The sequence below is a fragment of the Actinoplanes sp. HUAS TT8 genome (assembly GCF_051380535.1).
GTDB lineage: Bacteria > Actinomycetota > Actinomycetes > Mycobacteriales > Micromonosporaceae > Actinoplanes.
Genome location: NZ_CP195646.1, coordinates 2063325 through 2086959 on the forward strand (window position 1 = coordinate 2063325; position 23635 = coordinate 2086959).

The 23635-nt window shown below is 71.2% G+C and carries 18 protein-coding genes; 10 read left to right on the top strand and 8 right to left on the bottom strand.

From position 1 onward, the window contains the following. Positions 1–10: 10 nt before the first annotated feature. Positions 11–958, top strand: a complete 948-nt coding sequence (locus tag ACSHV8_RS09010; RefSeq protein WP_436531270.1) for a helix-turn-helix domain-containing protein — start codon at positions 11–13, stop codon at positions 956–958. Between the two features lie 17 nt (positions 959–975). Here the strand turns inward: ACSHV8_RS09010 and ACSHV8_RS09015 are convergent, their stop codons facing one another. Next, the gene (locus ACSHV8_RS09015; protein ID WP_436531272.1) at positions 976–4449 is read right to left on the bottom strand and encodes a S8 family peptidase; all 3474 of its coding nucleotides are present in this window, start codon (positions 4447–4449) and stop codon (positions 976–978) included. A 129-nt stretch (positions 4450–4578) separates the two neighbouring features. After that, a complete protein-coding gene (locus ACSHV8_RS09020; protein WP_436531274.1) occupies positions 4579–5178 on the bottom strand; it encodes a TetR/AcrR family transcriptional regulator in 600 nt (199 codons plus the stop codon). 164 nt (positions 5179–5342) lie between these two features. On the opposite strand from ACSHV8_RS09020, the gene ACSHV8_RS09025 reads away from it, so the two are divergent. The 4 genes from ACSHV8_RS09025 (at position 5343) to ACSHV8_RS09040 (ending at position 9339) form a co-directional block, all read left to right on the top strand. Beyond that, positions 5343–6428 carry an aldo/keto reductase gene (locus ACSHV8_RS09025; RefSeq protein WP_436531276.1) on the top strand — a complete coding sequence of 362 codons (1086 nt, stop codon included), beginning with the start codon at positions 5343–5345 and terminating at the stop codon, positions 6426–6428. Positions 6429–6465: 37 nt separating this feature from the next. Beyond that, a complete protein-coding gene (locus tag ACSHV8_RS09030; protein WP_436531277.1) occupies positions 6466–7239 on the top strand; it encodes an alpha/beta fold hydrolase in 774 nt (257 codons plus the stop codon). 140 nt (positions 7240–7379) lie between these two features. Then, positions 7380–8306 (top strand): alpha/beta fold hydrolase, encoded by a 927-nt coding sequence (locus ACSHV8_RS09035; RefSeq protein ID WP_436536731.1) that lies wholly within the window; start codon positions 7380–7382, stop codon positions 8304–8306. Between the two features lie 7 nt (positions 8307–8313). Continuing rightward, positions 8314–9339, top strand: coding sequence for a hypothetical protein (locus ACSHV8_RS09040; protein ID WP_436531279.1), 1026 nt, complete (start codon positions 8314–8316; stop codon positions 9337–9339). A gap of 6 nt (positions 9340–9345) precedes the next feature. Here ACSHV8_RS09040 and ACSHV8_RS09045 read toward each other — a convergent pair whose 3' ends face one another. Further along, complete coding sequence (locus ACSHV8_RS09045) at positions 9346–10407, bottom strand: magnesium and cobalt transport protein CorA (protein ID WP_436531281.1); 1062 nt, start codon at positions 10405–10407, stop codon at positions 9346–9348. Between the two features lie 59 nt (positions 10408–10466). Here ACSHV8_RS09045 and ACSHV8_RS09050 point away from each other — a divergent pair, with 59 nt between their 5' ends. Beyond that, positions 10467–11000 carry a hypothetical protein gene (locus tag ACSHV8_RS09050; RefSeq protein ID WP_436531283.1) on the top strand — a complete coding sequence of 178 codons (534 nt, stop codon included), beginning with the start codon at positions 10467–10469 and terminating at the stop codon, positions 10998–11000. Between the two features lie 18 nt (positions 11001–11018). Here ACSHV8_RS09050 and fxsT read toward each other — a convergent pair whose 3' ends face one another. From fxsT to ACSHV8_RS09075, 5 genes are all read right to left on the bottom strand, one after another. Next, positions 11019–14888, bottom strand: coding sequence for an FxSxx-COOH system tetratricopeptide repeat protein (gene fxsT / locus ACSHV8_RS09055; RefSeq protein ID WP_436531285.1), 3870 nt, complete (start codon positions 14886–14888; stop codon positions 11019–11021). 7 nt (positions 14889–14895) lie between these two features. After that, entirely contained in the window at positions 14896–15936 is a 1041-nt protein-coding gene (locus ACSHV8_RS09060) for a TIR domain-containing protein (protein ID WP_436531286.1), read from the bottom strand. Further along, entirely contained in the window at positions 15933–16586 is a 654-nt protein-coding gene (locus ACSHV8_RS09065) for a TIR-like protein FxsC (protein ID WP_436531288.1), read from the bottom strand. The genes ACSHV8_RS09060 and ACSHV8_RS09065 overlap by 4 nt, the downstream gene beginning before the upstream one ends. An 80-nt stretch (positions 16587–16666) precedes the next feature. Next, positions 16667–18850 (bottom strand): FxsB family cyclophane-forming radical SAM/SPASM peptide maturase, encoded by a 2184-nt coding sequence (locus ACSHV8_RS09070; RefSeq protein ID WP_436531290.1) that lies wholly within the window; start codon positions 18848–18850, stop codon positions 16667–16669. Then, positions 18795–18965 carry an FxSxx-COOH cyclophane-containing RiPP peptide gene (locus ACSHV8_RS09075; protein ID WP_436531292.1) on the bottom strand — a complete coding sequence of 57 codons (171 nt, stop codon included), beginning with the start codon at positions 18963–18965 and terminating at the stop codon, positions 18795–18797. The genes ACSHV8_RS09070 and ACSHV8_RS09075 overlap by 56 nt, the downstream gene beginning before the upstream one ends. A 176-nt stretch (positions 18966–19141) precedes the next feature. Between ACSHV8_RS09075 and ACSHV8_RS09080 the strand changes: the two genes are divergently transcribed. The 4 genes from ACSHV8_RS09080 (at position 19142) to katG (ending at position 23559) form a co-directional block, all read left to right on the top strand. Next, on the top strand, positions 19142–20137 hold the full coding sequence (locus ACSHV8_RS09080; RefSeq protein WP_436531293.1) for a sigma-70 family RNA polymerase sigma factor: 996 nt from the start codon (positions 19142–19144) through the stop codon (positions 20135–20137). Then, on the top strand, positions 20106–20834 hold the full coding sequence (locus ACSHV8_RS09085; RefSeq protein ID WP_436531295.1) for a DUF899 domain-containing protein: 729 nt from the start codon (positions 20106–20108) through the stop codon (positions 20832–20834). Before ACSHV8_RS09080 ends, ACSHV8_RS09085 begins: the two co-directional genes overlap by 32 nt. Positions 20835–20896: 62 nt before the next feature. Continuing rightward, a complete protein-coding gene (locus tag ACSHV8_RS09090; protein WP_436531297.1) occupies positions 20897–21328 on the top strand; it encodes a Fur family transcriptional regulator in 432 nt (143 codons plus the stop codon). Continuing rightward, positions 21325–23559, top strand: coding sequence for a catalase/peroxidase HPI (gene katG, locus ACSHV8_RS09095; protein WP_436531299.1), 2235 nt, complete (start codon positions 21325–21327; stop codon positions 23557–23559). The genes ACSHV8_RS09090 and katG overlap by 4 nt, the downstream gene beginning before the upstream one ends. The last annotated feature ends 76 nt before the right edge of the window (positions 23560–23635 follow it).

The window sequence follows — 23635 nt, forward strand, 5'->3', positions numbered from 1 at the left end:
TTGTGGCGGCGTGAATGATCGGCTGCATCTTCTGCCGCCCGCCGAGCAGCAGGCCTACCGCCTGCTGCTGCGGATGGCCGGCGCCGGCCCCGACGACCTGGCCGCGCAGGCCGGGATCGAGGCCGGCGAGGCCGCCGCGCTCCTGGAGGCGTTGCGGGACAAGGGTTTGGCCACCGGCGGCCCGCCGTTCGACGCGTTGCCGCCGGATGTCGCGCTGGGCGAGGTGCTGTTGCGGGAGCAGCAGGATCTCGACGCGGCCCGCCGGATGGTGGCGTCACTGAGTGAGGAGTACCGGTCGACCGCCCGCCGTCGCAGCGCCGATCACCTGGTCGAGGTGGTGGTCGGGGTCGCGGCGTTGCGGCAGCGGTTGCGGGAGATGCAGGATTCGGCGCGGGAGGAGATCCTCTGGTTCTGCCGGGCCAATCCGATCGCCATGCAGGGCCCGGAGAACACCGAGGAGACCCCGGCGCTGACCCGTGGTGTGCGGTACCGGGCGATCTACGAGCGGGAGTTGCTGGAGAAGCCGGGGGAGTTGGAGAGCATCGTCGAGGCGGTCCGGCTGGGTGAGCGGTCGAGGACGTTGCCCACCCTGCCGGTGCGGTTGGCCATCGCCGACCGGACGATGGCCATCTGCCCGCTGGTGCCGGACGCGGTGCGGGGTCTGGGGGAGCCGACGGCGGCGGTGATCCGCTCCAGTGAGCTGCTCGACGCGCTGATCGCGCTGTTCGAGAGCTACTGGGAGCGGGCCACCCCGTTGTTCTCCGACGGCTCCGCCGAGGAGCCCGACCGTCTACTGTTGTCGCTGGTCGTGGCCGGGATGCCGGACAAGTCGATCGCGACGCATCTGGGGGTCAGCAAGCGGACCGTGCAGCGGCGGCTCGACCGGTTGATGGATGTGGCGGGGGTGGACAGCCGGGCCGGTCTGGCGTTCCAGGCGGCGCGGCGGGGCTGGTTGTAGGCCCCATTCGATCGGGATCATGATCGTCCGTAGGCGCGGAGCACGGTCTGCTTGACCGTGTTGCCGTCGCGGTCGGTGGCGGTGACTTTGATCGACACGGTGCCCTTTCCGGCCGGCACGACAAACCCACTGCCTATGGCGTACGTCGTTTTCCAGGTCTTTCCCTCGTCGGCCGAGAGTGACACGGCCACCGTGCGGGCGCCGGGAACGTTGATCCCGAGCAGGTGGGTGCGGGTGGTCGCGGTGCCGTTGAGCGAGACCGGTGCCGCGTATCCGATCTGCAGCAGCGGCAGGGTGCCCGCCCGGGCCGACCGGAACGTCCACTCGGTGCTGGTCGAGCGCCCGTACTGCCATTCGTCGCCGCCCCGCGCGGTGGTCAGGGCCAGCCGGTAGGTGGCGGCCGCGGCCGGGATCGGGATGTCGCGCCAGGCGTCGCGGGTCTCGCTGATCAGGGTGCCGTCGCGGTAGAGCCGGGCCGCGGACTGGTCGGCCTCGTCGATCGTGAAGTGCTTGTCGCCGGCGTCGACGAAGTCGGCCACCCGCAGGTTGAGCACGTTCCCGGTGCGGGTGTTGGCGTATCCGGCCGGGGTGGCCGGCCGGACCACCGGTGCGGCCCAGGTCTCGGTGGCGGCGCCGGGTCGCGGGTAGGAGCGGGGCCGGTCGGCGAATCCGGTGTCCAGGGCCGAGTCGAGGTCGCTCCACGGGTAGTCCTGGTGCACGTGGTGCTGCCAGAGGCTGTCGCCGGAGGAAACCCATTCTTCGCGTACGGAGGGTGTCGCGGCGGCCCGCTGCCGGTCGTTCCACGCGTAGTCCTGCCACGGCCGCCACCCGAAGCGCTGCTCGCGCACCCAGGCGAGCCCGCCGTTGTACGAGTATCGGCTGGTGACGCGGTAGGAGTTGGCCGCGGTCACCTTGTGGACGATCTGGGCGGGGACCCGGCCGGTGGAGACCTGGATGACGTCGTACAGATAGGGGCTGTCGGGTGTCATGGTTATGTCGATCTTGTCGGAGGTGATCCGGATGTCGTCGGCGATCAACAGGGCCGGGATCGGCAGGCGCTCCTCGGCCGAGGGGTCCCAGGTGCTCCAGGCGGCCATGTCCGGTCCGCGTCGCAGCAGCACGAGGGCGGCTCCGGCGTCGGCGGCCCGCTGAACGGCCTCGTACTCGTCGCCGTCGACCGGGATGATCATGGCCCGGTTCTTGCTGGCCGAGGGGGACAGCGAGTACTGCCGGGTTCCGGTGAAGACCGGGGTGGTCGGCATCGGCCGCAGGTCGTAGGTGCCCGACCCGGCGAACGTGGCCCGCGCGAACGGCGCCACCAGCTGCCATCGGGACGAGAACTCGTAGGCGCCCGCGCGCAGCGGCGCGGTCGGTGTCACGTTGACCTTCTCGGTCGCGCTGAAGTCCATGAACCCGTTGTCGATCTGCCGTCCGGTGCCGGTGACGCGGTGCACGTAGTAGCTGAGCACCGCCTGCTGCTCGGCCGGTTTCGGCGTCTCGATCCGGATCGGCCGGGCCTTGCGGGCGTCCAGGACGACGGTCAGGTCCCGGTCGATGTGCAGTTCGGGGATGGTGACCAGGGCGTCCTCGGGGTGCCGGCCGGTGCCCGCGGCCAGGGTGGCGTCGACCAGGTAGTCGCCCTCGGCCACGTCGACCCAGCCGGATTCGCCGCGGTCGAGGTAGCCGAGGGTGTCGAAGCGCTGGTCGTCGCCGAACATCTGGAACACCGGCACGGCGGTGGGTTGTCCGTCCTGGCCGACGGCGGTGAAGGTGACCCGGTGGTGCGGCGGGTCGACGGTGGCGCCGAGCGCGGTCGTGACCAGGACGCCGCCCGGTCCGGTGGCGGTCAGCCAGCCGCCGAGCACCCCCTTGCTGCCGGTCGTGCGGTCGAGGGTGAGCGGCACGGTGGTGCTGGCCCCGGCCGGCACGGTCACGCTCGCCGCGACGGTCACGCCGGGCATGCTCGCCGTCAGGGCCAGCGTGATCGGGGTCGTCCCGGTGTTGCTGTAGGTGACGGTCCGGCTGACCGTCTCCAGGCCGAAGTCGGCCACGCCGGTGCCGGTCACGGTCTGGGTGGTGGCCCGGGTCAGGTCGACCCGGCCGGCGCCCTGTCCGTACACGGTGGCGGTCTTGGTGGTCAATGCGGTGCTGACCAGCGCGTCCTTGAGGACGTGGCCGGACCAGTCCGGGTGTTGCTGGGCCAGGATCGCGGCGGCTCCGGCCACGTGCGGGGTCGCCATCGACGTGCCGGACGCGGTCGTGTACAGGTCGTCGACCGGTGTTCCCATCGTGGTGCCGGCCGCGCGGGCGGCCACGATGTCCACGCCGGGGGCGGTGATCTCCGGTTTGAGTCCCTGGTCGCCCAGGCGCGGCCCGCGGCTGGAGAAGCCGGCCAGCTGGTTGTCGGCATCGACCGCGCCGACGGTCAGGGCCGAGGTCGCGGCGCCGGGCGTGCCGACGGTGTAGTCGCCGCCCTCGTTGCCGGCCGCGACGACGAACAGGGCGCCGCGTCCGCTGAGTTCGTCGACGGCCGCGCTCATCGGGTCGGTGCCGTCGGTGGCGCTGCCGCCGAGACTCATATTGATCACTTTGGCGCCGCTGTCGACGGCCCACTGCATGCCCTCGATGATCCCGGATTCGTAGCCGCTGCCGGTGTCGTCGAGGACCTTGCCGACCAGCAGCCGGGCGCCGGGCGCGACACCCTTGGCGCCGACCGCGATCGAGGCGACGTGGGTGCCGTGGCCGAAGTGGTCGACGGTGTTGCCGCTGCCGCTGAAGTCCTGCGCGGCGGCGACCCGCCCGGCCAGGTCGGGGTGGCCGGCGTCGATGCCGGTGTCGAGCACGGCGACGGTGACGCCGGCCCCGGTCAGCCCGTTCTTCCAGGCCGTGGGCGCGCCGATCTGCTCGATGCCCGGGTCGGTGGTCGCTTTCACCCGGCCGTCGAGCCAGATCCGGCCCGGCGCCGCCGCGGTGCGGGCGTCCTTCCGGCTTCGCCAGAAGGACGACAACGAGAGCTTGTCGGCGCGCACGGCCACTGCCCCGACGCTGGGCAGTGCGGTGGTTCCGCCTGAGGCGAGGGTACGGAGGTTGCCGGCGCCCGCCGACTGCACGATCAGTGGCAGCGTGGTGCTGTCGGCGTCGCCGTAGCCCTCGGCGAGCAGGTGCTGAACGTCGAACAGTTCGGCGTCCAGCTGACCGCTCTTGATCAGCGGCACGGCGTCCAGGGGCAGCACCTGCAGTCCGTTGCCGGCCTCGGTGGTGCGGAACGCGATGTTCTCCCGCCCGGGGGCCGGTCGCACGGTCGCCGCGTACCGCCCGTCGCCCGCGTCGGTGACCGACACGACGTCCCCGGTGATCAGCGTGATCGCCTGCGCTCTGGTCGTCGCCGTGGTCTTCGCGGGCGCAGCGGCGGCTGCCGTCTGGCTCAGTGCTGTTCCGGCTCCGATCAGGACACCGACCACCACTGCCGCGGTTCCAGCTCTTCGTCGCACGGCCGTCTCCTTTGCGTAACCGGCGCCCCGCGTGATGGTGGGGCGGCGACTCGCATTTTCAAGAACGCCGATACGTACGGAACAGCCTCCTGACCTGCCCGACCCTTGCCATGGCGCGATGTGGACAGGTCAGGGGTGCTGGCTGTGCAGGGCGAGCAGCGCGCCGTCGAGGGCCGCTTCGAGGGGCTCGATGGAGTTCTTGGCCTGCATGACGAGCAGCCCGCCCTGCAGGGCGGTGAAAACCATCAGGGCGAGACGTTCCGGGTCCGCTTCCGGCTTGATCAGGCGCTTCGCGCGCAGTTTGCGTACGCCGGCGGTCAGGTGATCGAGCCAGCGGTCGGCGTAGGCGCCGATGGCGGCGGCGAGCTCCGGATCGGTGGGGGTGACCTCGTTGACGAACGCGGTGAGCGAACAGTAGAGGTGGGTGAGGCCGCGGTAGTGCGCGACGACCGCATCGCGCCAGCCCTGCCAGGACTCCCAGCTGTCCAGGTGGTCGAGCCACGGGCGCTGGGCCTGCTCGACCCGGCCGCTCTGGAACTCGGCGATCGCCGCGACCAGGTCGCGCTTGCCGTCGGGGAAGTAGTGGAACAGCTGGCTCTTGCTGGTGGCGGTGCCGGCGCGGATCTCGTCGAGGGTCATGCCGCCGACGCCGCGTTCCAGGATCAGGTCGGTGGCCGCCCGTACGATCCGGTCCCGCGTAGCGGCGCCTTTGGGGGTCAGCTTGTGCATGGTCTCACCGGTCTCTGGGCTGAAGGGTAGATGATACCCCGCATTTTCTAGACCGCCCGGTCCATGTCGCGATGGTCACTACCACGGGTTCTGGACTGGCAGGTCTATTTTTTTGCGGTCATAGTTTGGACCGCACAGACCAGAAAATGATCGGGGAGCGCGACATGAACCACTACTACCTGCTCGGACGGTCCGGCCTGCGGGTCAGCCGCCTGGCGCTGGGCACGATGAACTTCGGCGTCGACGGCTTCCACGCCGCCTACGGCAAGACCGAACCGGAGGCCGAGCCGATCTTCCGGCGGTACGTGGAGTCCGGCGGCAACTTCATCGACACCGCCGACTTCTACACCGCCGGGCAGAGCGAGCAGATCCTCGGCCGGCTCATCGCGAAGGCCGGCAACCGCGACCGACTGGTCCTGACCAGCAAGTTCACCAACACGGTGGACCCGGCCGACCCGAACGCCAGCGGCAACGGCCGCAAGCACATGATCCGCGCCCTGGAGGGTTCGCTGCGCCGGCTCGGCACCGACTACCTGGATCTGTTCCTGCTGCACACCTGGGACCGGATCACCCCGGTCGAGGAGGTCGTGCGGACCTTCGACGACCTGGTCAAGGCCGGCAAGATCCGCTACGCCGGGCTGTCCGACGTCCCGGCCTGGTACGCGGCCCGCGCGCAGAGTTACGCCGAGGCGCACGGGCTGACCCCGATGGTCACCGTCCAGCTGCCGTACTCGCTGGTCACCCGCGGGATCGAACCCGAGTTCGCGCCGATGGCGCAGACCCTGGGGATCGGCCTGACCGCCTGGAGCCCGCTCGCCGGCGGCCTGCTCTCCGGCAAGTACACGCGCGGCGCGGCCGGGATGGCCGGCGACGGGCGCCTGACCAACCCGGACGCGCCCGGCCTGCCCATCACCGAGCGGCACTGGCAGGTCATCGACGCCCTGGAGAAGGTCGCCGGCGAGCTCGGCCAACCGATGGCGCAGGTCGCACTGAACTGGGCGGCCACCCAGCCGGCGATCTCGTCGCTGGTCATCGGGGCCAGCAGTGCCGAGCAGCTGGACAAGAACCTGGCCGCGCTCGACTTCGAGATCCCGGCCGACGCCCGCCGCGTCCTGGCCGAGGCCAGCGCCCCGGAGGTCCCGCAGCTGTACTCGATGTTCACCCCGCAGTACCAGTCCTGGATCGTCAGCCCCGGCCTGCGGATCGGCGACAAACCGGCGACGTTCACCGCTCCGGTCGTCAACGGCTGAACCCGGGCCCCCGGGCCGCGTCGGTGAGAGTATGCGCATGTTCGACCACCTGGCCGGAACCCTCACCGGCCGGCCCGGGGACCGCCCACCGCTCGTGCTGCTGCACGGGCTGACCTTCGACCGCCGCCAGTTCGGGCCGCTGCGGCGCGAACTCGACGCGCTCGACCCCGACCGGCCGGTACTCAGCCTCGACCTTCCCGGGCACGGCGGGTCGCCGCGGCAACCGGACTACCGGATGGACGGTGTGGCCCGGCTGCTCGCCCGGGCGGTCGAGGCGGCCGGACTGGACGCGCCGGTGCTGGTCGGGCACTCGATCGGCGCGGTGATCGCCACCGAGTACGCGGCCCGGTTCCCGGCCCGCGGCGTGCTCAACCTGGACCAGCCGCTGCTGCCCGGGCCGTTCGGTGCCCTCGTCCGCGAGGCCGAACCGACCCTGCGCGGGCCGCGGTGGCGCACGGTCTGGGAGCGGCTGCGGGCCGGGATGGGCATTGACGCGCTGCCGGCGCCGGCGCGGGAACTGGTCGAGCTGACCGAACGGCCCCGGGCCGACCTGCTGCTCGGGTACTGGGCGGAGATCCTGCGCGACTCCGACACGGACCTGCGGGCGCGCCGGGCCGACGCACTGGCCGCGATCGCGTCCCGCGGGATCGGGTATCGATGGGTGACGACGTCCGGGCCGGCCGCGCCGTACGCGCAATGGTTGTCGGGTCTTGTCCCGGGGATCGAGACGACCGTGCTGCCCGGGGGCCACTTCCCGCACCTGGGTCACGCCGCTGACGTGGCGAAACTCGCCACCGGGAGGTTCGGGTGAAAGCTGGCCTCTTTCGAGGTCAGCGCGGCCGGGAAACGGTGAAATAATGCCTGTGCCGTGGCGTTGCCGCGCCCGGGAGGTCTAGGCTCGATCGCTGTCAGCGGTGGCCTCCAGTCGCCGGCATGGAGGGAAGGCGGGTGATGGTGGCCGACGCCGCGTCAGCGACCCGGTTCGTGGCCCGCCCGTCCGACGGCCGGCGGATAGCCTTCGAGGTCAGCGGCCCCGCCGACGGCTCCCCGGTCTTCCTGCTGCACGGCACCCCCGGCAGCCGCCTCGGCCCGCGCCCGCGCGGCATCGTCCTGCACCGGCTCGGCGTCCGGTTGATCACCTACGACCGTCCCGGGTACGGCGAGTCCGATCGCGTGCGTGACCGCGACGTCGCCCACGCCGCGCAGGACGTCCGCGCCGTCGCCGACGAGCTCGGCCTGGAACGCTTCGCCGTCGTCGGCCGGTCCGGCGGCGGCCCGCACGCCCTGGCCTGCGCCGCCGACCAGGACCTGGGCGACCGCATCACCCGCGTCGCCGCCCTGGTCAGCCTGGCCCCGGCCGGTGCGCCGGGCTGGTTCGAGGGGATGAACGACGACAACAACCAGCAGTTCGCGCGCGCGGTCAGCGACCCGGGCGAGCTGGAATCGGAGATCCGCCGCCGTGCCGACGGCATCAGCACCGACCCCGACTACCTGCTGCGCCTGCTCACCGAGCAGATGACGGTCGCCGACCGCCGGGTGGTCAGCGACGCGGCGATGCGCCGCCAGCTGCGGCTCTCCTACCGGGATGCGATCAAGAACGGTCCGTACGGGTGGATCGACGACCTGCTGGCCCTGCGCCGCGACTGGGGTTTCGACCTGGGGTCGATCACCGTCCCGGTCCGGGTGTGGCACGGCGGCCAGGACACGTTCGCCCCGGCCGTGCACTCGGAATACCTGGCCGGGCGCATCGGCGGGCGCGCCGAGCTGGACGTGCGGCCGGGCGCGGCGCACTTCGACGCCATGCCGGAGCTGCCGCGCACGCTGCGCTGGCTGGCCGGGCAGCCCACCTTCGCCGGGCCGCGGGCCGCTCTGAACTGATGGCGTCATGAGCGATGAGATCACCCGGCTCCGGCAGCCCGGCGGTGAACTGACGACCGTGCGCCGGACACGGGACGACGGCCGGGTCACGGTGGTGCGGGCCGCCGCCGGCTCGTACCGGGAGGACGTCGCGTCGGCCCTGCTGGACGTGGTGGCGCCGGCCGGGACGACCCAGCCGATCGACGTTCCCGGCTTTGCGCTCGATCGGGCCCTCGTGCTCGGCGCCGACGCGGGGGAACGGGTCGTCGTGGCCGTACATCGCAGCGAAGTTCTTGATGGTGAGAGCGAGAAAGCGTTCCGCAACGCCATCTCGTCGCACGGCACCGGTCTGCTGCCGCGTCTCGACAACTGGGAACGTGTTCCCGTCCCCCGGGCCGACGCGCGGCTGCTCGACGACTGGCCGGGCGGCATGATGCGGCCCTCCGAGCGGTTCCATCCGTGGCCCGCCGAACGGATGCTCACCCTGGTCGCGCCGAGCGGGCCGGCCGACGTCCGCGTCGAGATCCGCAGCATGGGCGGGCACGCCCTGGTCCTGCAACGCCGGTGGGATCGCGGGGTCGGCACGCTCACCCACCCCGACGGCACGTCCGTGCCGGTCGACCTGCCGCGGCGCGCCCTGTGGGAACGGCTCGGCCCGGTGTTCCTCGGGGACGATCTGACCGGCCTGGTCACGGTCGACGCGGGCACACCCGAGACCGACGTGCTGGAGATGCGCTACCAGACCGAGGACCGCGGCTGGGCGTCGCTGCCCATGCTCGAAGCGCTCGACGGGTGCGTGGCCCGCCTCGACCGGCAGATCCTGCGGGCCGCGGGGAACTGGGCGGTGTTCACGTCCCGGTCCGACGCGGTGATCCAGGTCGAATGCACCGAGAGCGGCCGGCTGTGGCTGGAAACCCCCGAACCCGAGACCAAACGGTCCTGGGGACTGCTCGTCACCGTCCCCGAAGCGGCCGAACTGCTGACCATCCTGGCGCGGGAGGACCGCAGCGCCGTGGCCACCCGGCCCGGAGCCGAAAGCGTCGCCTGGGACTGACGCCGGTCACAGCCACTCGGCGCGGCGCAACAACCAGTACAGGACCGTGGCGCTGACGAAGATGAACAGCATCGCGCTCGGATAGCCGTACCGCCAGGCCAGGCCGGGCAGATGCACGAAGTTCATGCCGTAGACGCCACCGACCGTGGTCGGCACCGCCCCGATCGCCGCCCACGAGGCGATCTTGCGCATGTCGTTGTTCTGATCGACCGTCACCTGGGTCAGACGGGCCTGCAGCAGGGCGTTGACCACCTCGTCGAAGCCGATCACCTGCTCCACCACGGCCGTGTGCTGGTCGGCGACATCCCGGAAATAGCCGCGGATGCCCTTGGGCAGGCCGGTGAACTGCTTGCTGACCATCGTCGCCAGCACCCGCTGCAACGGGACCACCGCCGCCTTGAATTTCATCAACTGACGTTTGAGCTGGTAGATCTGCTCCACCGAGACCGGGGTCCCGGCCGCCTCGGTCAGGTCGATGTCGGTCTGCATCGCCGCCGCGATGTCGACGTACACATCGACCAGCCGGTCCAGGATGGCGTGCGTCACCGACCACGGGCCCTGCGCCAGCAACTCCGGCTCACCGTTGAGGGCATCCCGGACCGAACCGAACTCCAGAGCCGTACCCTGCCGCACGGTGATCACGAAATGCGGGCCGACGAAAATCCTGACGAAACCGGTGCTGACGATCTCACTGGTCGCCGTGACCCGCTCGTGCTCCACATACCGCGCCGCGCGGATCACCAGGAACGCCACATCCTCGTGATGCTCGATCTTCACCCGCTGCTCGCGGTGCAGCACATCCTCCACCGCCAGCGGATGAATCCCGAACACCTCGGCCACCTGCGCCAGCGACGCCTCGGTCGGCTCGTGCAGCCCGAGCCAGATGAAAGCGCCGTCCTGTTCCCGCGCCTTCTCGTAGAGCTGCCGCAGATCCACGGCCGAACCCGGCGTCTCCACCGCGACCCCGTCCACGAACAGGTCACAGCCGACGATCCCGGTATGGTCGGCACGCCGCTGGCCGGCTGGCCGGGGCGGTTGCCAGGTAGGTCGGGCGTCCAAGATTCTCACCCCCGCCCGAAGCCTACTTCGACCCGCCCGCGGACGCCGCCACCCACCCCGGCCCGCCGGTGCGGGACCTGGGCGACCTCGACCGGTTGGACGCCGCGTCCTGCTGCTACTCGATCACGGTCGCGGTCGAGGACCCGGCCGACCTGTCCCACCTGCAGCTGGCCTGGGCCGTCGCGTCGGCGATCACCGCCGCCGGGGCTTTCGTGGTGCTCGACGTCCACGCCGCGAGCTGGCTTCCCGGTCCGGCGGTGGCGTCACTGGCATCGGACCGGCCGTTCACCGTCCAGCGGGAGATCAGCCTGACCGCGGAGACCGAGGCACGTCCCGGGTTCGGCCACCCGGTGCACACCCGCGGCCTGATCAAGTTCGGTCGCCCGGACCTGGTCACCGGCGTGCCGGCCGAGGACATCGAGCAGACCGGCCGGATCCTCAACCACCTGTCGCGCATGCTGGCCGAAGGCGTGACGCTGGTTCCCGGCCAGCAGTTCCGGATCGACGGGCAGCGCGTCCTCACGGTCGCGCCCTACCTTCCCGGCGGCACCGTGCCCGAACTGCACCTCGGCAACGACGCCTTCCTGCTCCTCGACACCTGATCGGCCGGGCCGGGATCGTCAGTACGTGTGCGGGTCCAGCACCCGGTACACGCGCCGCCGGCGGTGCAGGGAGCGGACCACCGGATGGTCGGATCCGACCCGGTCGGCCAGCCGGGTGGTCACCGGCACGTGGTCGCTCTGTTCGGCCACGGCCAGGTTTCCCAGGCTCACGTACGTGTCCGGATGCTCCTCGCCCAGCCCCACCGCCAGCCGCGCCACGAGGTCGGCCAGCATCGCCCGGCCGGTGTCGCCGTCGCCGGTGTCGATGAGCAGCAACGCCAGGTTGTTGACGGCCGCCATGGTCGACGGGTGGGCCGAGCCGAGCGCGTCCCGCAGCGCCGATTCGCTGACCGTGGCCTGGACCAGGGCGGTTTCGGTGGCGCCGGCCCCGGCGAGGGCGACCACGAGGTTGTGGCGGCACAGCAGCACGTACGGATGATCGCCGGAGAATCGCCGTACGAGCAGGTCTTCGGTTTTCTCGAATTCCTCGCGGGCGCTCGCGTAGTCCTCGGTGACCAGCATCGTGGCCGCGCGGCTCAGCCGGGTGAGCAGGGTCGGCCAGGTGTCCTCGCCCAGGTTGATCCGGAGGCGGTCGTAGGCTTCGTCGAGCAGGTCGCGGGCTTCGTCGACGTGGCCGGCGCCGCGCAGGGACACGGCCAGGTTGACCTGGACGCCGAGCGCGTCGGTGGAGTGCTGGCCGTACAACTTCTCGTAGCCGCGGCGGATCTTGCGCAGCCGTTCGACCGATTCCTGGTATTCGCCGGCCTCGCGCAGGTCGCTGCCGAGGTTGTTGCCGGTGAGCAGGGTGCGGTGGTGGTCCTCGCCGAGGACCTGCGCCATCCGGTTGTAGGTGGCCCGGTCCAGTTCCAGGGCCCGCCGGAAGTCGCCGGTGAGCCGGTACGACGTGCCCAGGTTGTTGGCGAACGACAGGGTGCGCCGATGGTCCTCGCCGAAGCGGGTGGCCGACGCGCGGTGGGTGCGCAGGTCACGTTCCAGGGCTTCGTGGTAGTCGCCGAGCGCGCGCAGGTCACCGCCGTAGCTGCCGGCGGTGAACAGCGTGTATGGGTGACTCTCCCCGATCAGTTCCTCTTGCGCGATGAGGGTGCGTTCGTCCAGGTCGCGGGCCTGCACGAACTCGCCGAGGCTGCGCAGCAGGTTGCCGCGGTGGAAGCGCAGGTGCAGCAGCCGCACCAGCAGCGGGTGCCGGTCCGGGTCGTCGTCGGGCAGTTCTTCCAGGCGGGCGGTCCAGCGTTCGTCGGCGCGGATCGCGTACTCCAGGCCCTGGCGGAAACTGCCGGCCAGGTAGATGTAGCGGATCCGGTCGATGACCAGCTGCCGTACGTCGTCGTCGCCGCACCCTTCCGGGTCGGATCCGTCCAGGTGCCCCCACAGCAGCCGGAAGCCTTCCCAGGTGGCCGGGTCCTCGACCTCGCCGGCCGGTCGGGCCCCGGCCAGCACCAGGTGCACCGCGTGCCGGACCTCGGCCCGGCGTTCCGGGGTCATCCGGTCGCGCAGGGCGCTCTGCAGCAGCCGGTGCACGGTGACCCGTTTCATCTCCGGGTCCAGTTTGACCAGCGACAGCCGGTTGATCGGCTGCATCAGCGCGGCCGTGACGTCGTGTTCGGACATCCGGTCGGCCAGCTGCTGGGCGACGTCGTCGTCGTAGCGGGCGATGACCCGGGCCACCTCGTCGCTGTAGAGCAGGCCCAGCGAGATGTCCGGCTGCAGCATCGACATCAGCTGCAGCAGCCGGTACGCGCCGTGCGAGGTGCCCCGCAACCGTTCGAGGATGACCTCCCACACGGCGGTGGCGGTGCTGCGGACCGTGCCGATGTTGTCCAGCCCGGCCAGGTACTCCTCGCCCGAGCGGCCGGTGTCGTGCAGCCACGCGGCCGCGAGCACGACCAGGATCGGCAGGTCGCTGACCGCGTCGGCGATCCGGTCGGCGTCGCCGCGGGTCAGGGTGCGCCCGCCCAGCCGGTAGCGCAGGTGTTCGATGCTCTCGGCCCGGCTGAACCCTTCCACCTCCAGGACCCGGGCCACGTCACCCCATTCGGCGTTACGGGTGGTGATCAGCAGGTGGCCGTTGCCGCGCGGCAGGTACCGCTCGACGTCGGCGTACCGGTCGGCGTTGTCGAAGATCAGCAGCCAGCGCAGCGGGGTGCCCTCCCGGCCGCCGCCGCGGCTGAGCCGGCGCACGACCAGGCCGGCGGTGTCGTCGAGGGTGGCCCGGCGCGGGAAGTTCAGCTCGGCCCCCAGGTCCGACATGATCGTCTCGACGAACTGCGGCGGGTCGGCCGGAACCCACCAGATCACGTCGTAGGCGCCGCTGAACCGGTGGGCGTACTCGATCGCCAGCTGCGACTTGCCCATCCCGGCGCCGCCGATCAGCGCGACCGGCGTGCCCCCCGAACGTTTCAGCGTCTCCCGCAGCTCGCGCAGCTGCTGGTGCCGGCCGGTGAACCGGGGGTTCTTGACCGGCGCGTTCTGCACCTGGGCCGGCTCGCCCGGGAACCGCGGCAGCGTCGCGTGCCAGCCCGCCCCGGCACTGTCGTCGGCGCCGACCAGCCGCAGCGTGCGCCCGATGGCCGCCTCGGCGCCCGCCCCGCGCAGCGGCTCCCACGCCTCGACGTCGTCGTGGCCGGGGTTGTCGTCGCCGATGCACAGCGCCACCGCCGACCGGTTGCCGGTGCCGCGGAAGTTGTCCGACCAGAGGACGACCTCGCGCGCCCCCGGCTCGGCCGGGACGTCACCGGGCCGGCCGCCGTCGTGCACCCGCAGCCGCGCCGCCGAGTACACGGCCAGCGCCCACTCGGCCCACGCCTGGTCCTCCGGCGCGTACCGCAGCACCAGCGTCTCCTCCAGCAGCGCCGGGCGACGTTCGAAACGGGCCTCGACCTGCCGGCGCAGCACCGGGTCGATCGGCGGCATCCGGGTCACCCGGCCGTCGGTGATGTAGCCGGCCAGCCGCTCGTAGGAGCCGAGCAGGCTGGCCGGGTTGCCCGGCTCGTCGCCGAAGGTGGCCAGGGTCTCCTCGTACGCGTAATAGGTCCGGTAGGGAACCTCGACCAGATTCCAGTAGTCGCGGCGCTCGTCCTCGGTCATCCCGGCCGGCAACCGCGGGAAACGCCGTCGCGCCAGGGTCCGCCCGGCGTCGGCCTTGAACTTCTCGCCCAGGTCGACCCGCATCGGAACAGGAAGAATTCTTCGCGTACGGCGGGTCCGCTCGTCGTCGTAGGACCGGATGTGCTGGGCCACGTTGGCCGCGCCGTCGATGCCCTGCTCGCTGAGGGTGAAGCAGTCGACGATCACGTCCGGCAGGTGAATCGTGCAGATGTCGGCGACGTCGCTCAGACCGGTCCGGCTGTCCAGCAGCGTGTAGTCGTAGCGGTTCTTCATGTCCTCGCGCATCGCGTCGAAGAACTGCGACCCGCCCAGCCGGTCGTAGAAGTCCTCCCAGTTCAGCGACGCGACACTGGCCGCGTACTCCAGACTGGAGTGCCCGGCCGGCAGCAGGTCGAGCGAACCGCCGCCCGGGAACGTCCAGTTGATCGAGAAGGCGTGCCGCTCGACCCGCGCGTACTCCCGATGCCAGTCGGCCGGGCGCTGATCGGCCGGCCCGCCGTTGCCGCCCTCGTCGACCGGCAGCGTCGCCCACTGGTAGTCGGTGATCATGCCGATCACACCGCCGGTGGTGACCTGCTGCTCGGCGGTCAGGAACGGCGCGAAGAACCGGTGCAGCCCGGGCGATTCCAGGTCCCAGTCGGCCACCAGCACCCGATGACCGTTGGCGGCCAGGATCCAGGCGACGTTGGCCAGCGCCATGGTCCGGCCGGTGCCACCCTTGTACGAGTAGAAGGTGACGATCTGGCCCTCGCGCTCCACCATGGTTCGCCTATCCTCGCTTGTCGTCGACGGGCCGGCGCAGGCTGGGCCGGGACGTGCCGGGCGCGGTGACCACCGGGCCGTGGCGCAGATACTGCTTGCGGGCCTCGGTCACCAGCAGCGGCGCGTTGCGCTCGAAATCGGACACCGCGTGCACCGGGGTCACCGCGGGCAGCCCGGCGGTTCGCAGGATACCGGTGAGCTCCCGGGTTTCCGCCGAGGCGCCCGCGATCACCTGCGCGATCACCCATCGCGGCAGCCCCCGGACCGCTGCACGCACCCCGTCCGGGTCGGCGTCGCCGTCGATGAGCAGCACACACGGTCGCCGCGCACTCCGATCAAGAACCTCATGCGCGGGTACGACCTGAGCGGGCACGCCCAGCCGCTGCGCCACCTGCGTGAGGTACTCGCCGACCGGCAGATCGTGATCGGGGAACTGCCACGGGCCCGGACCGCCGGCCGTGATCAGCGCGACCAGCAGGGCCGGACGGTCCTGACCGACCGGTTCGGGGGTGAGCGGCTCGGCCGGCGACGGCTCCAGCGGGTAGTCCCGGGCGGCCGTGACGATCCGCTCGGCGAACGCCGTGACCAGGTCCGTGTAGGACGGCCGGTACACGCTGAGCATCGACAACGCCCGCATCCCGTTGGCCAGGTAGTCCACGTTCTTGGCGACCACCGCGTACGCGTCGTCGACCTCCCGGCGCGTCTCCCACGGCGGCAGCGGCACCCACACCACCGGCACCACGTGCCGCGCCGCCTCGGCCGGGCCGAGGAACCGCAGCCGGGACCGGAACGAGGCCAGCTCGGCCGCCGCCCACGAGTTCGCGAAGTACTGCGGGGAGTAGAGCGGCACGAACACCTGCGCCGCCCCGATCGCCGCGGTCAACTGCTCCTTCTGATCCGTGCCCGGGTCCAGCCGGGCGTCGTAGCAGCCGCCGTCCCCGGCCCGTTCCCGGACCGCCGCGTCGAGGTCGTCGAAGAACTTCTCCACCCAGGGATCCGTACGGCCGGACAGGCGCGCCGCGTGCGCGTGACTCACGAAGAAGATCACCGGACGCCTCCCTCGAACGTGGTGCCCAGAACGGTGAAGTCGACGTCGGCGACCTGGACGTCGTGGATGCCGTAGGAGTCGGTGATCCGCCGGGCCAGGAACCACGCGACCGACTCGTAGACCTCCAGCCCCGGCCCGCCGAGCTGCAGCAACCCGTACAGACCCTCCCGCTGGTAGAGCCGGGTCATCTCCGGCCGGTACAACCCCTCGGCGGTGAAGAACTGCACGTCACGGACGGCTTTCGGCAGCCGGGCCAGGGGCGCGGGCGTCCACCAGACCGGGATCACCGGCAGCTCCCCGGACGACGGCGCGCCACCGTCCATCGTCCGCACCGGGCGGGCCTGGAACGCGTTCCACTCCCGGGCGCACCACTCGCTGCTCATGTACCGCGGCGAGACCAGCGGGACCAGGACCTGGCAGTGACCGATCGCGTAGGCCAGATCGTCCGACCAGCGCTGCCCGCCGGTCATCTCGGCGTCGATGAAACCGGCGTCCTGCCCCGGCGGCAGGCCCAGCAGCTCGTCGACGTGGCTGTAGACCAGGTCGTAGAAGTGTTTCACCTGGTGATCACCGGCGTTGTTGGGCCGGTGGGCGTAACTCATGAAGAAGACCGGTGACCGGTCATCGGCCGGGACGACGTTCGAGGTCACGCTCCGCCCCCAGTCGCGGTGTCCCTCAACGGTGGAGATCTACGATATCGACCGTAGCCGAGCCCTGGTAGCCCGCGCGGTCACCAGCGGTCCACGGCGGCGCGCATGCCGGCCGCGAAACGGCGGCCGGCCCCGGTCAGGTGGGTGCCGCCGAGCAGCCGGTCGAGCACGACGTCGAGCCATCCGCGCAGCTCGGCGTGGCGGGCGGCGGCGGCCGGGCCGGGGCGGCGGCGCCAGACGTCGGCGACGGCCAGGAACGCGTAGGTGCCCTGCAGTACCCCCTCGACCGGGCGTGGATCGTCGCGCCACGGCACCGCGATCCGGCGCCGGTCCCGCGGGTCGAACATCGCGCACACGTCCAGGACCGCGCCCAGCTTGAGGTGCTGCACCTCGTGGACCAGCAACAACGCGAGCGCCCGAGGTTCCTCGGGGGTCAGGGCGACGGCACCGAACGCGGTCCGGGCCGAACCGGCGCGCTGCCGGCCCGACTCGTCGTGGCGCAGCGGGACGATCGCGCGCAGCGTTGCCGCGATCCCGGGCAGGTACTCGGGCGCGTCGGCGCGCAGACTCTCGATCGCGCCGTCCAGCCGGTGCCGCCACGCGGACGGGTCGACGCGGCCGGAAACGATCAGCCCCGGGTAGCGGTCGCGCAGCGGGTCGGCATCCTCCAGGGCGACGTCGATGGTGCCGTTGCGCCAGCGGTGGGTCGGCAGCCATTGCCGTACCCCCGCATGGTCGATCTCGAAGCCGGCAGCCGAGGTGCGGACCTGGACCACCGGCGGGTGGTCCGGCAGACGCAGCACACCGAGCGTCGGCAGGGACACCAGACCGTCGCGGACCGGCAGCTCAAGGCCGATCTCGGCGCCGGCCCGGACTGCCGCCGCGACGGCGACGTTACCGAGGTAGGACGCGTCGGCCCGCCGCACGAACGGGTGCGTGATCACCTCCCGGACCGCGTCCGGCGCGGACTCGTCGAGCGCGATCAGCTCGGCCCACCCGGCCGGTTTGTCGCCACCCAGCGTGACCAGACGGGCCCGGACGAGAGCCTCGTGGATCGGCGCGAGCTGCCCGGCGGCGTCCGCGCGACCCGCCCCGCCGGCCAGCTCGTCACGCACCCAGGTGGCCAGTCCGTCCGCGTCGTCCATGGAGGTGATCAATTCCTTCAGGTCGGCGCAGTACACCGACGGATTGTCGAAACCGTTGGAGCTGCGGAAACGATGCGGGAACTGGCCGCCGCCGCACCGGTCGACGACCTCACAGGCGCGGCACGTGGCCGACAACCCGGCCAGCCCGGTCTGCCGGACCGCGATCATCGGATGCGCCGCGACCTCGTCGACGGTCGAGGTGAACACGTCGAGCCCGGTCGCCGCCGCCCCGTCGTAGGTCACTTTGAGGGAGTCCACCTGCTCGTAGGTGCCGTCGGTCTCGACCACGACCAGGTCGGCCGGGCTCAGTCCGACCGCCTCGGCGCCGACGGCGCCCGGCGCCAGGATCGCCTCGAACAGGCGGATCGGCACCTCCCGGCCGCCGTCGGTCCAGGCCCGGAAAACCTTCGACAACCATGTCCCGTACGGGATCGGCTGGCCGTTCTTGATCGGTGGCGGGGTGTCCCAGGTGGCGTGCGGGAGCAGGAAGTCGATCCGCGGCGGCGCCTCGGCGAGCAGCGCCCGGTACGTCTGCACGGGGTCGTTGCGCAGGTCGATCGTGCACAGCAGACCGGCGTAGCAGTCCCGGTTCTCCGGTTGCCGCAACAGCGCCAGGGCCCGGTGCACGAGGTGATGGCTTCCACCACCATGTGCGAATCGCCGATGCCGGTCGTGCGCCATCTGCGACCCGTCCAGCGAGACACCGGTCCGGATCCGGTGCTCGCGCAGCACCGCGCAGACCTCGTCGGTGAGCAGCACCCCGTTGGTCTGCATCCGCAGATCCAGCCCCGGCCCGATCTGTTCGCGCAGCTCAGCGGCGATCTCGCCGAGCCGCTGCGGACCGACCAGCAGGGGTTCCCCGCCGTGCAGGACGACCCGGACCGTCCGCAGCCGATGCTGCCGGGCGTGCTCGGCGATCCGGCCCGCGACCGTGGCCACCACGGCCCGGTCCATCATCGGCGGTTGCCGGCGCCAGCCCTGGTCGGCGTGCTCGTACACATAGCAGTAATCGCACTTGAGATCGCACCGGCTGGCGATCTTGAGTACGAACTGGCTGATCGGGCTAGATGTTGGAGCCAAAGAGCGCCGAGTCGATGCGGCCGTGATCCTGCGCGTCACGGGCCTCCCCGCGGGCCACCTGGGCCGCCCGCTTCGGATCGATGCTGCCCAGCGGCGTGCGGCGCAGGTCCTCCAACGGCGGACGGCGCGTGCTCCGGTTCTCGATCAGATCCACGTTGCTGCCCCCAGAGGACTCGGCGACGACAGCCCAACAATAGAAAAGAGTCGACGCGTTGTCACCGCCGTAAGCTTTCCGGCGCCCGCCGGTGTCGTCCGCACGATTTCTGCCGGAGGGTCCGGCCGGCCTCGGCCGCCCGAGCTTTGTCGGGGGGTCTGGCTAGCATCGGCCGCATGAGTGCCGAGGACCTCGCCGAGCTGCGGCCCGAGCTGGTCGGTTACTGCTACCGGATGCTCGGCTCGGCCTTCGAGGCCGACGACGCGGCCCAGGAGACGATGATCCGCGCCTGGCGGCGCGCCGAAAGCTTCGAAGGAAGATCCTCTTTCCGTACGTGGGTTTATCGCATCGCCACCAACGTCTGCCTCGACCTGCTGCGCGAGCGTGGCCGTCGCGCCGTGCCGATGGACCTCGGGCCGGCGTCCACGGTGGCCGCGTTCTCGCCGGCCGAGCCGCCCGAGCAGCTGTGGCTCACCCCGCTGCCGACCGACCCGGGTGACGTCGTCGCCGACCGGGACACGATCCGCCTCGCGTTCGTCGCCGCCCTGCAGCACCTCCCGGCCCGTCAGCGGGCCGTCCTGATCCTGCGCGACGTGCTCGCCTGGCCGGCCGCCGAGGTCGCCGACCTGATCGACGCCACCACCGGCGCGGTCAACGCGATGCTGCTGCGCGCCCGCGCCACCCTGGCCGCGCACGACGGCGCCGCGCCGCCGCCGCTCAGCGACGACGAGCAGGACCTGGTCGCGCGTTACGCCGACGCCTTCAAACGGTATGACGTGGACACTCTGGTCAAACTCCTGCACGAGGACGCGGTCCAGTCCATGCCGCCGATCGCCGCCTGGATCCGCGGCGCCGGCGAGATCGGGCGGTTCCTGCTCGGGCCGGGCGAGCACTGCCGCGACTCACGGCTGATCCCGATCACCGCCAACCGGATGCCCGGCCACGCCCACTACCGGCGCGACGGCGACCGCTGGACCGCCTGGTCGATCCAGCTGATCGACGTCCGCGGCGACCGCATCGCCGGCCTGCACAACTTCCTGGACACGCGACTGTTCGAGGTTTTCGGGCTGCCGACCGTCTATTCCGGGCCGGCCCGTTCGTCAGAGGGATATGACGACGAATCAGAACCTTCCGGAAATCGTGTCCCGCGAGCAGTGGAACACCGCCCGTAAAGAGCTGCTGGCCAGTGAGAAGGAGGCGCTGCGGGCCAAGGACGCACTGAACACCCGGCGGCGGCTGCTGCCCATGGTGCGCGTCGACAAGGCGTACGTCTTCGAGGGGCCGGACGGCCCCCGCACCCTGCCCGAGCTGTTCGAGGGGCGACGCCAGCTGATCGTGCAGCACTTCATGTTCGCCCCGGACTGGGAGGACGGCTGCGCCAGCTGCACCGCCTCGATCGACGAGCTCAACGACGGGCTGCTGCGGCATCTGGGGACGCGCGAGACGACGTACGCGATCATCGGCCGCGCCCCGATCGCCAAGCTGGAGAAATATCGCGCGAAGCGCGGCTGGTCGATCCCGCTGTACTCGTCGTTCGGCAGCGACTTCAACTACGACTACCACGTGACGATCGACGAGTCGGTGACCCCGGTCGAGTTCAACTACCGGGGGCCGGACGAGCTGCGCGCGGCCGGGATGGACTGGCTGCTCGACACCGGCAACCAGCCGATGGAACAGCCGGGGATGAGCTGTTTCCTGCGCGTGGGCGACGAGGTGTTCCACACGTACTCGACGTTCGCCCGCGGCACCGAGCAGAGCGGCGGCTCCTACGGCCTGCTGGACATGACCGCGCTGGGCCGCCAGGAGGACTGGGAGGAGCCCAAGGGGCGCTCCGGTGTCTCCCGCGGCGCCATTCCCAACTTCGAGTGAACTCTCGAAACGACTGTCACAAAACTTGATTGGTTCCAGATTAGGGGTCTAAGGTCTCTCGGGTGACGTCCGACTTCGAGGCACGACTGCGGGCGGTCTCGTTGCGGGTGACACGGCCACGACTGGCGGTGCTCGCCGCGCTGCGGGACCACCCGCACGTCGACACCGACACGGTGATCGCGCTGGTGCGCGCCGATCATCCCGCCGTCTCCCACCAGGCGGTCTACGATGTGCTGCGTGCGCTCACCGACACCGGTCTGGTGCGGCGCATCCAGCCCGCCGGCGCGACCGCCCGCTACGAGATGCGGGTCCGGGACAATCACCACCACGTCGTGTGCCGCTCCTGTGGCGCGATCGCCGACGTCGACTGCGCGGTCGGCACCGCCCCCTGTCTCACTGCCTCGGACGATCACGGGTTCGTGATCGACGAGGCGGAGGTCGTCTATTGGGGCACCTGCCCCGAGTGCCTGACCCGTTCGGAAGGAACCAGATGAGCGACAACCAAGACCCCAAGGCCGGCGGCTGCCCGGTCGCCCACGACTCGGCGACCGCGCAGGGCAGCGAGAGCGAGAACCCGGCGATCCCCGCGCCGACCGTGAAATCCGATCCCCGGCAGCGGACCAACCGCGACTGGTGGCCGAACAGCCTCGACCTGACCGTGCTGCACGCGCACCCGGCCAAGGGCAACCCCCTCGGCCCGGACTTCGACTACGCCAAAGAGTTCGCCAAGCTCGACGTCGAGGCCCTCAAGGCCGACATCGTCTCGGTCCTGACCACCTCGCAGGACTGGTGGCCGGCCGACTTCGGTCACTACGGCGGCCTGATGATCCGCCTCAGCTGGCACGCCGCCGGCACCTACCGGCTCCAGGACGGCCGTGGGGGTGCGGGGGACGGCGGGCAGCGGTTCGCCCCGCTCAACAGCTGGCCGGACAACGCGAACCTGGACAAGGCGCGCCGCCTGCTCTGGCCGGTCAAGGCCAAGTACGGTCAGCGGGTCTCCTGGGCCGACCTGCTGGTGCTGGCCGGTAACGTCGCTCTGGAGTCGATGGGCTTCAAGACGTTCGGCTTCGGCTTCGGCCGCGTCGACACCTGGGAGCCCGAGGAGATCCCGTGGGGCTTCGAGGACACCTGGCTGGCCGGCCGTTACTCGAGCGACAGCTCGTTGTCCGAGGGCGTCGGCGCCACCGAGATGGGCCTGATCTACGTCAACCCGGAGGGCCCGGGCGGCAACGCCAACCCGGCCGCCGCGGCCGCGTTCATCCGTGAGACGTTCGCCCGCATGGCGATGAACGACGAGGAGACCGTCGCCCTCATTGCCGGTGGTCACACGTTCGGCAAGACCCACGGCGCCGGTGTCGCCGACAACCACGTCGGCCCCGAGCCCGAGGGCGCGCCGATCGAGGCGCAGGGCCTGGGCTGGCTGAGCACGCACGGCTCGGGCGCCGGCAAGGACGCGATCACCTCCGGCCTCGAGGTCACCTGGACCGACAAGCCGACCGAGTGGAGCAACCGCTTCTTCGAGATCCTGTTCGGCTACGAGTGGGAGCTGACCACCAGCCCCGGTGGCGCCAAGCAGTGGGTCGCCAAGACGACCGACGAGATCATCCCGGACGCGTACGACTCGTCGAAGAAGCACCGCCCGACGATGCTGACGACGGACCTGTCGCTGCGCGTCGACCCGGCGTACGAGAAGATCTCCCGCCGTTTCCTGGAGAACCCGGACCAGTTCGCGCTGGCGTTCGCCAAGGCCTGGTACAAGCTGCTGCACCGTGACATGGGCCCGGTCGACCGTTTCCTCGGTCCGTGGGTTCCCGAGGCCCAGCTGTGGCAGGACCCGGTCCCGGCCGTCGAGGGCGCCCTGGTCGGCGAGGCCGACGTGGCCGCGCTCAAGGCCAAGGTCCTCGACTCCGGCCTGAGCGTCTCCGAGCTGGTCGCGCTCTCCTGGGCGTCGGCCGCGTCGTACCGTTCCACCGACAAGCGCGGTGGCGCGAACGGCGCCCGCATCCGCCTCGAGCCGCAGCGCAGCTGGGAGGTCAACCAGCCGGTTCTGCCCGCCCTGGCCAAGATCGAGAGCATCCAGCAGGAGTTCAACGCGGCCGGTGGCGCGCAGATCTCCGTGGCCGACCTGATCGTCCTGGCCGGCAACGCCGCCGTCGAGAAGGCCGCCAAGGACGCCGGTGTCGAGGTGTCCGTGCCGTTCCACCCGGGCCGCACCGACGCCACCCAGGAGCAGACCGACGTCGAGGCGTTCTCCGTCCTCGAGCCGCGCGCCGACGGTTTCCGCAACTACCTGCGCCCCGGTGAGAAGACCCAGCCGGAGATCCTGCTGGTCGACCGGGCGTACATGCTCGGCCTGTCCGCCCCGGAGCTGACCGTCCTGCTCGGCGGCCTGCGCAGCCTTGGCGCCACCTTCGGCGGCAGCGCCCACGGCGTGCTCACCGACCAGCCGGGCGTGCTCACCAACGACTTCTTCGCCAACCTGCTCTCCCCGGGCACCAAGTGGAAGGCGTCGGAGAAGGAGGAGCACATCTACGAGATCCAGGACGCGACCACCGGCGAGGTCAAGTGGACCGCGACCGTGGTCGACCTGATCCTCGGTTCCAACTCGCAGCTGCGCGCCCTCTCCGAGGTCTACGCCAGCTCGGACGCCAAGGAGAAGTTCGTCAACGACTTCGCCGCCGCGTGGGCCAAGGTCATGGAGAACGACCGCTTCGACCTGGTCTGATCCCACCCAGCTCCAGCGACCGAGCCCGGCCGATCGGCACCGATCGGCCGGGCTCGTCCCGTCTCCGGCGCGCCCG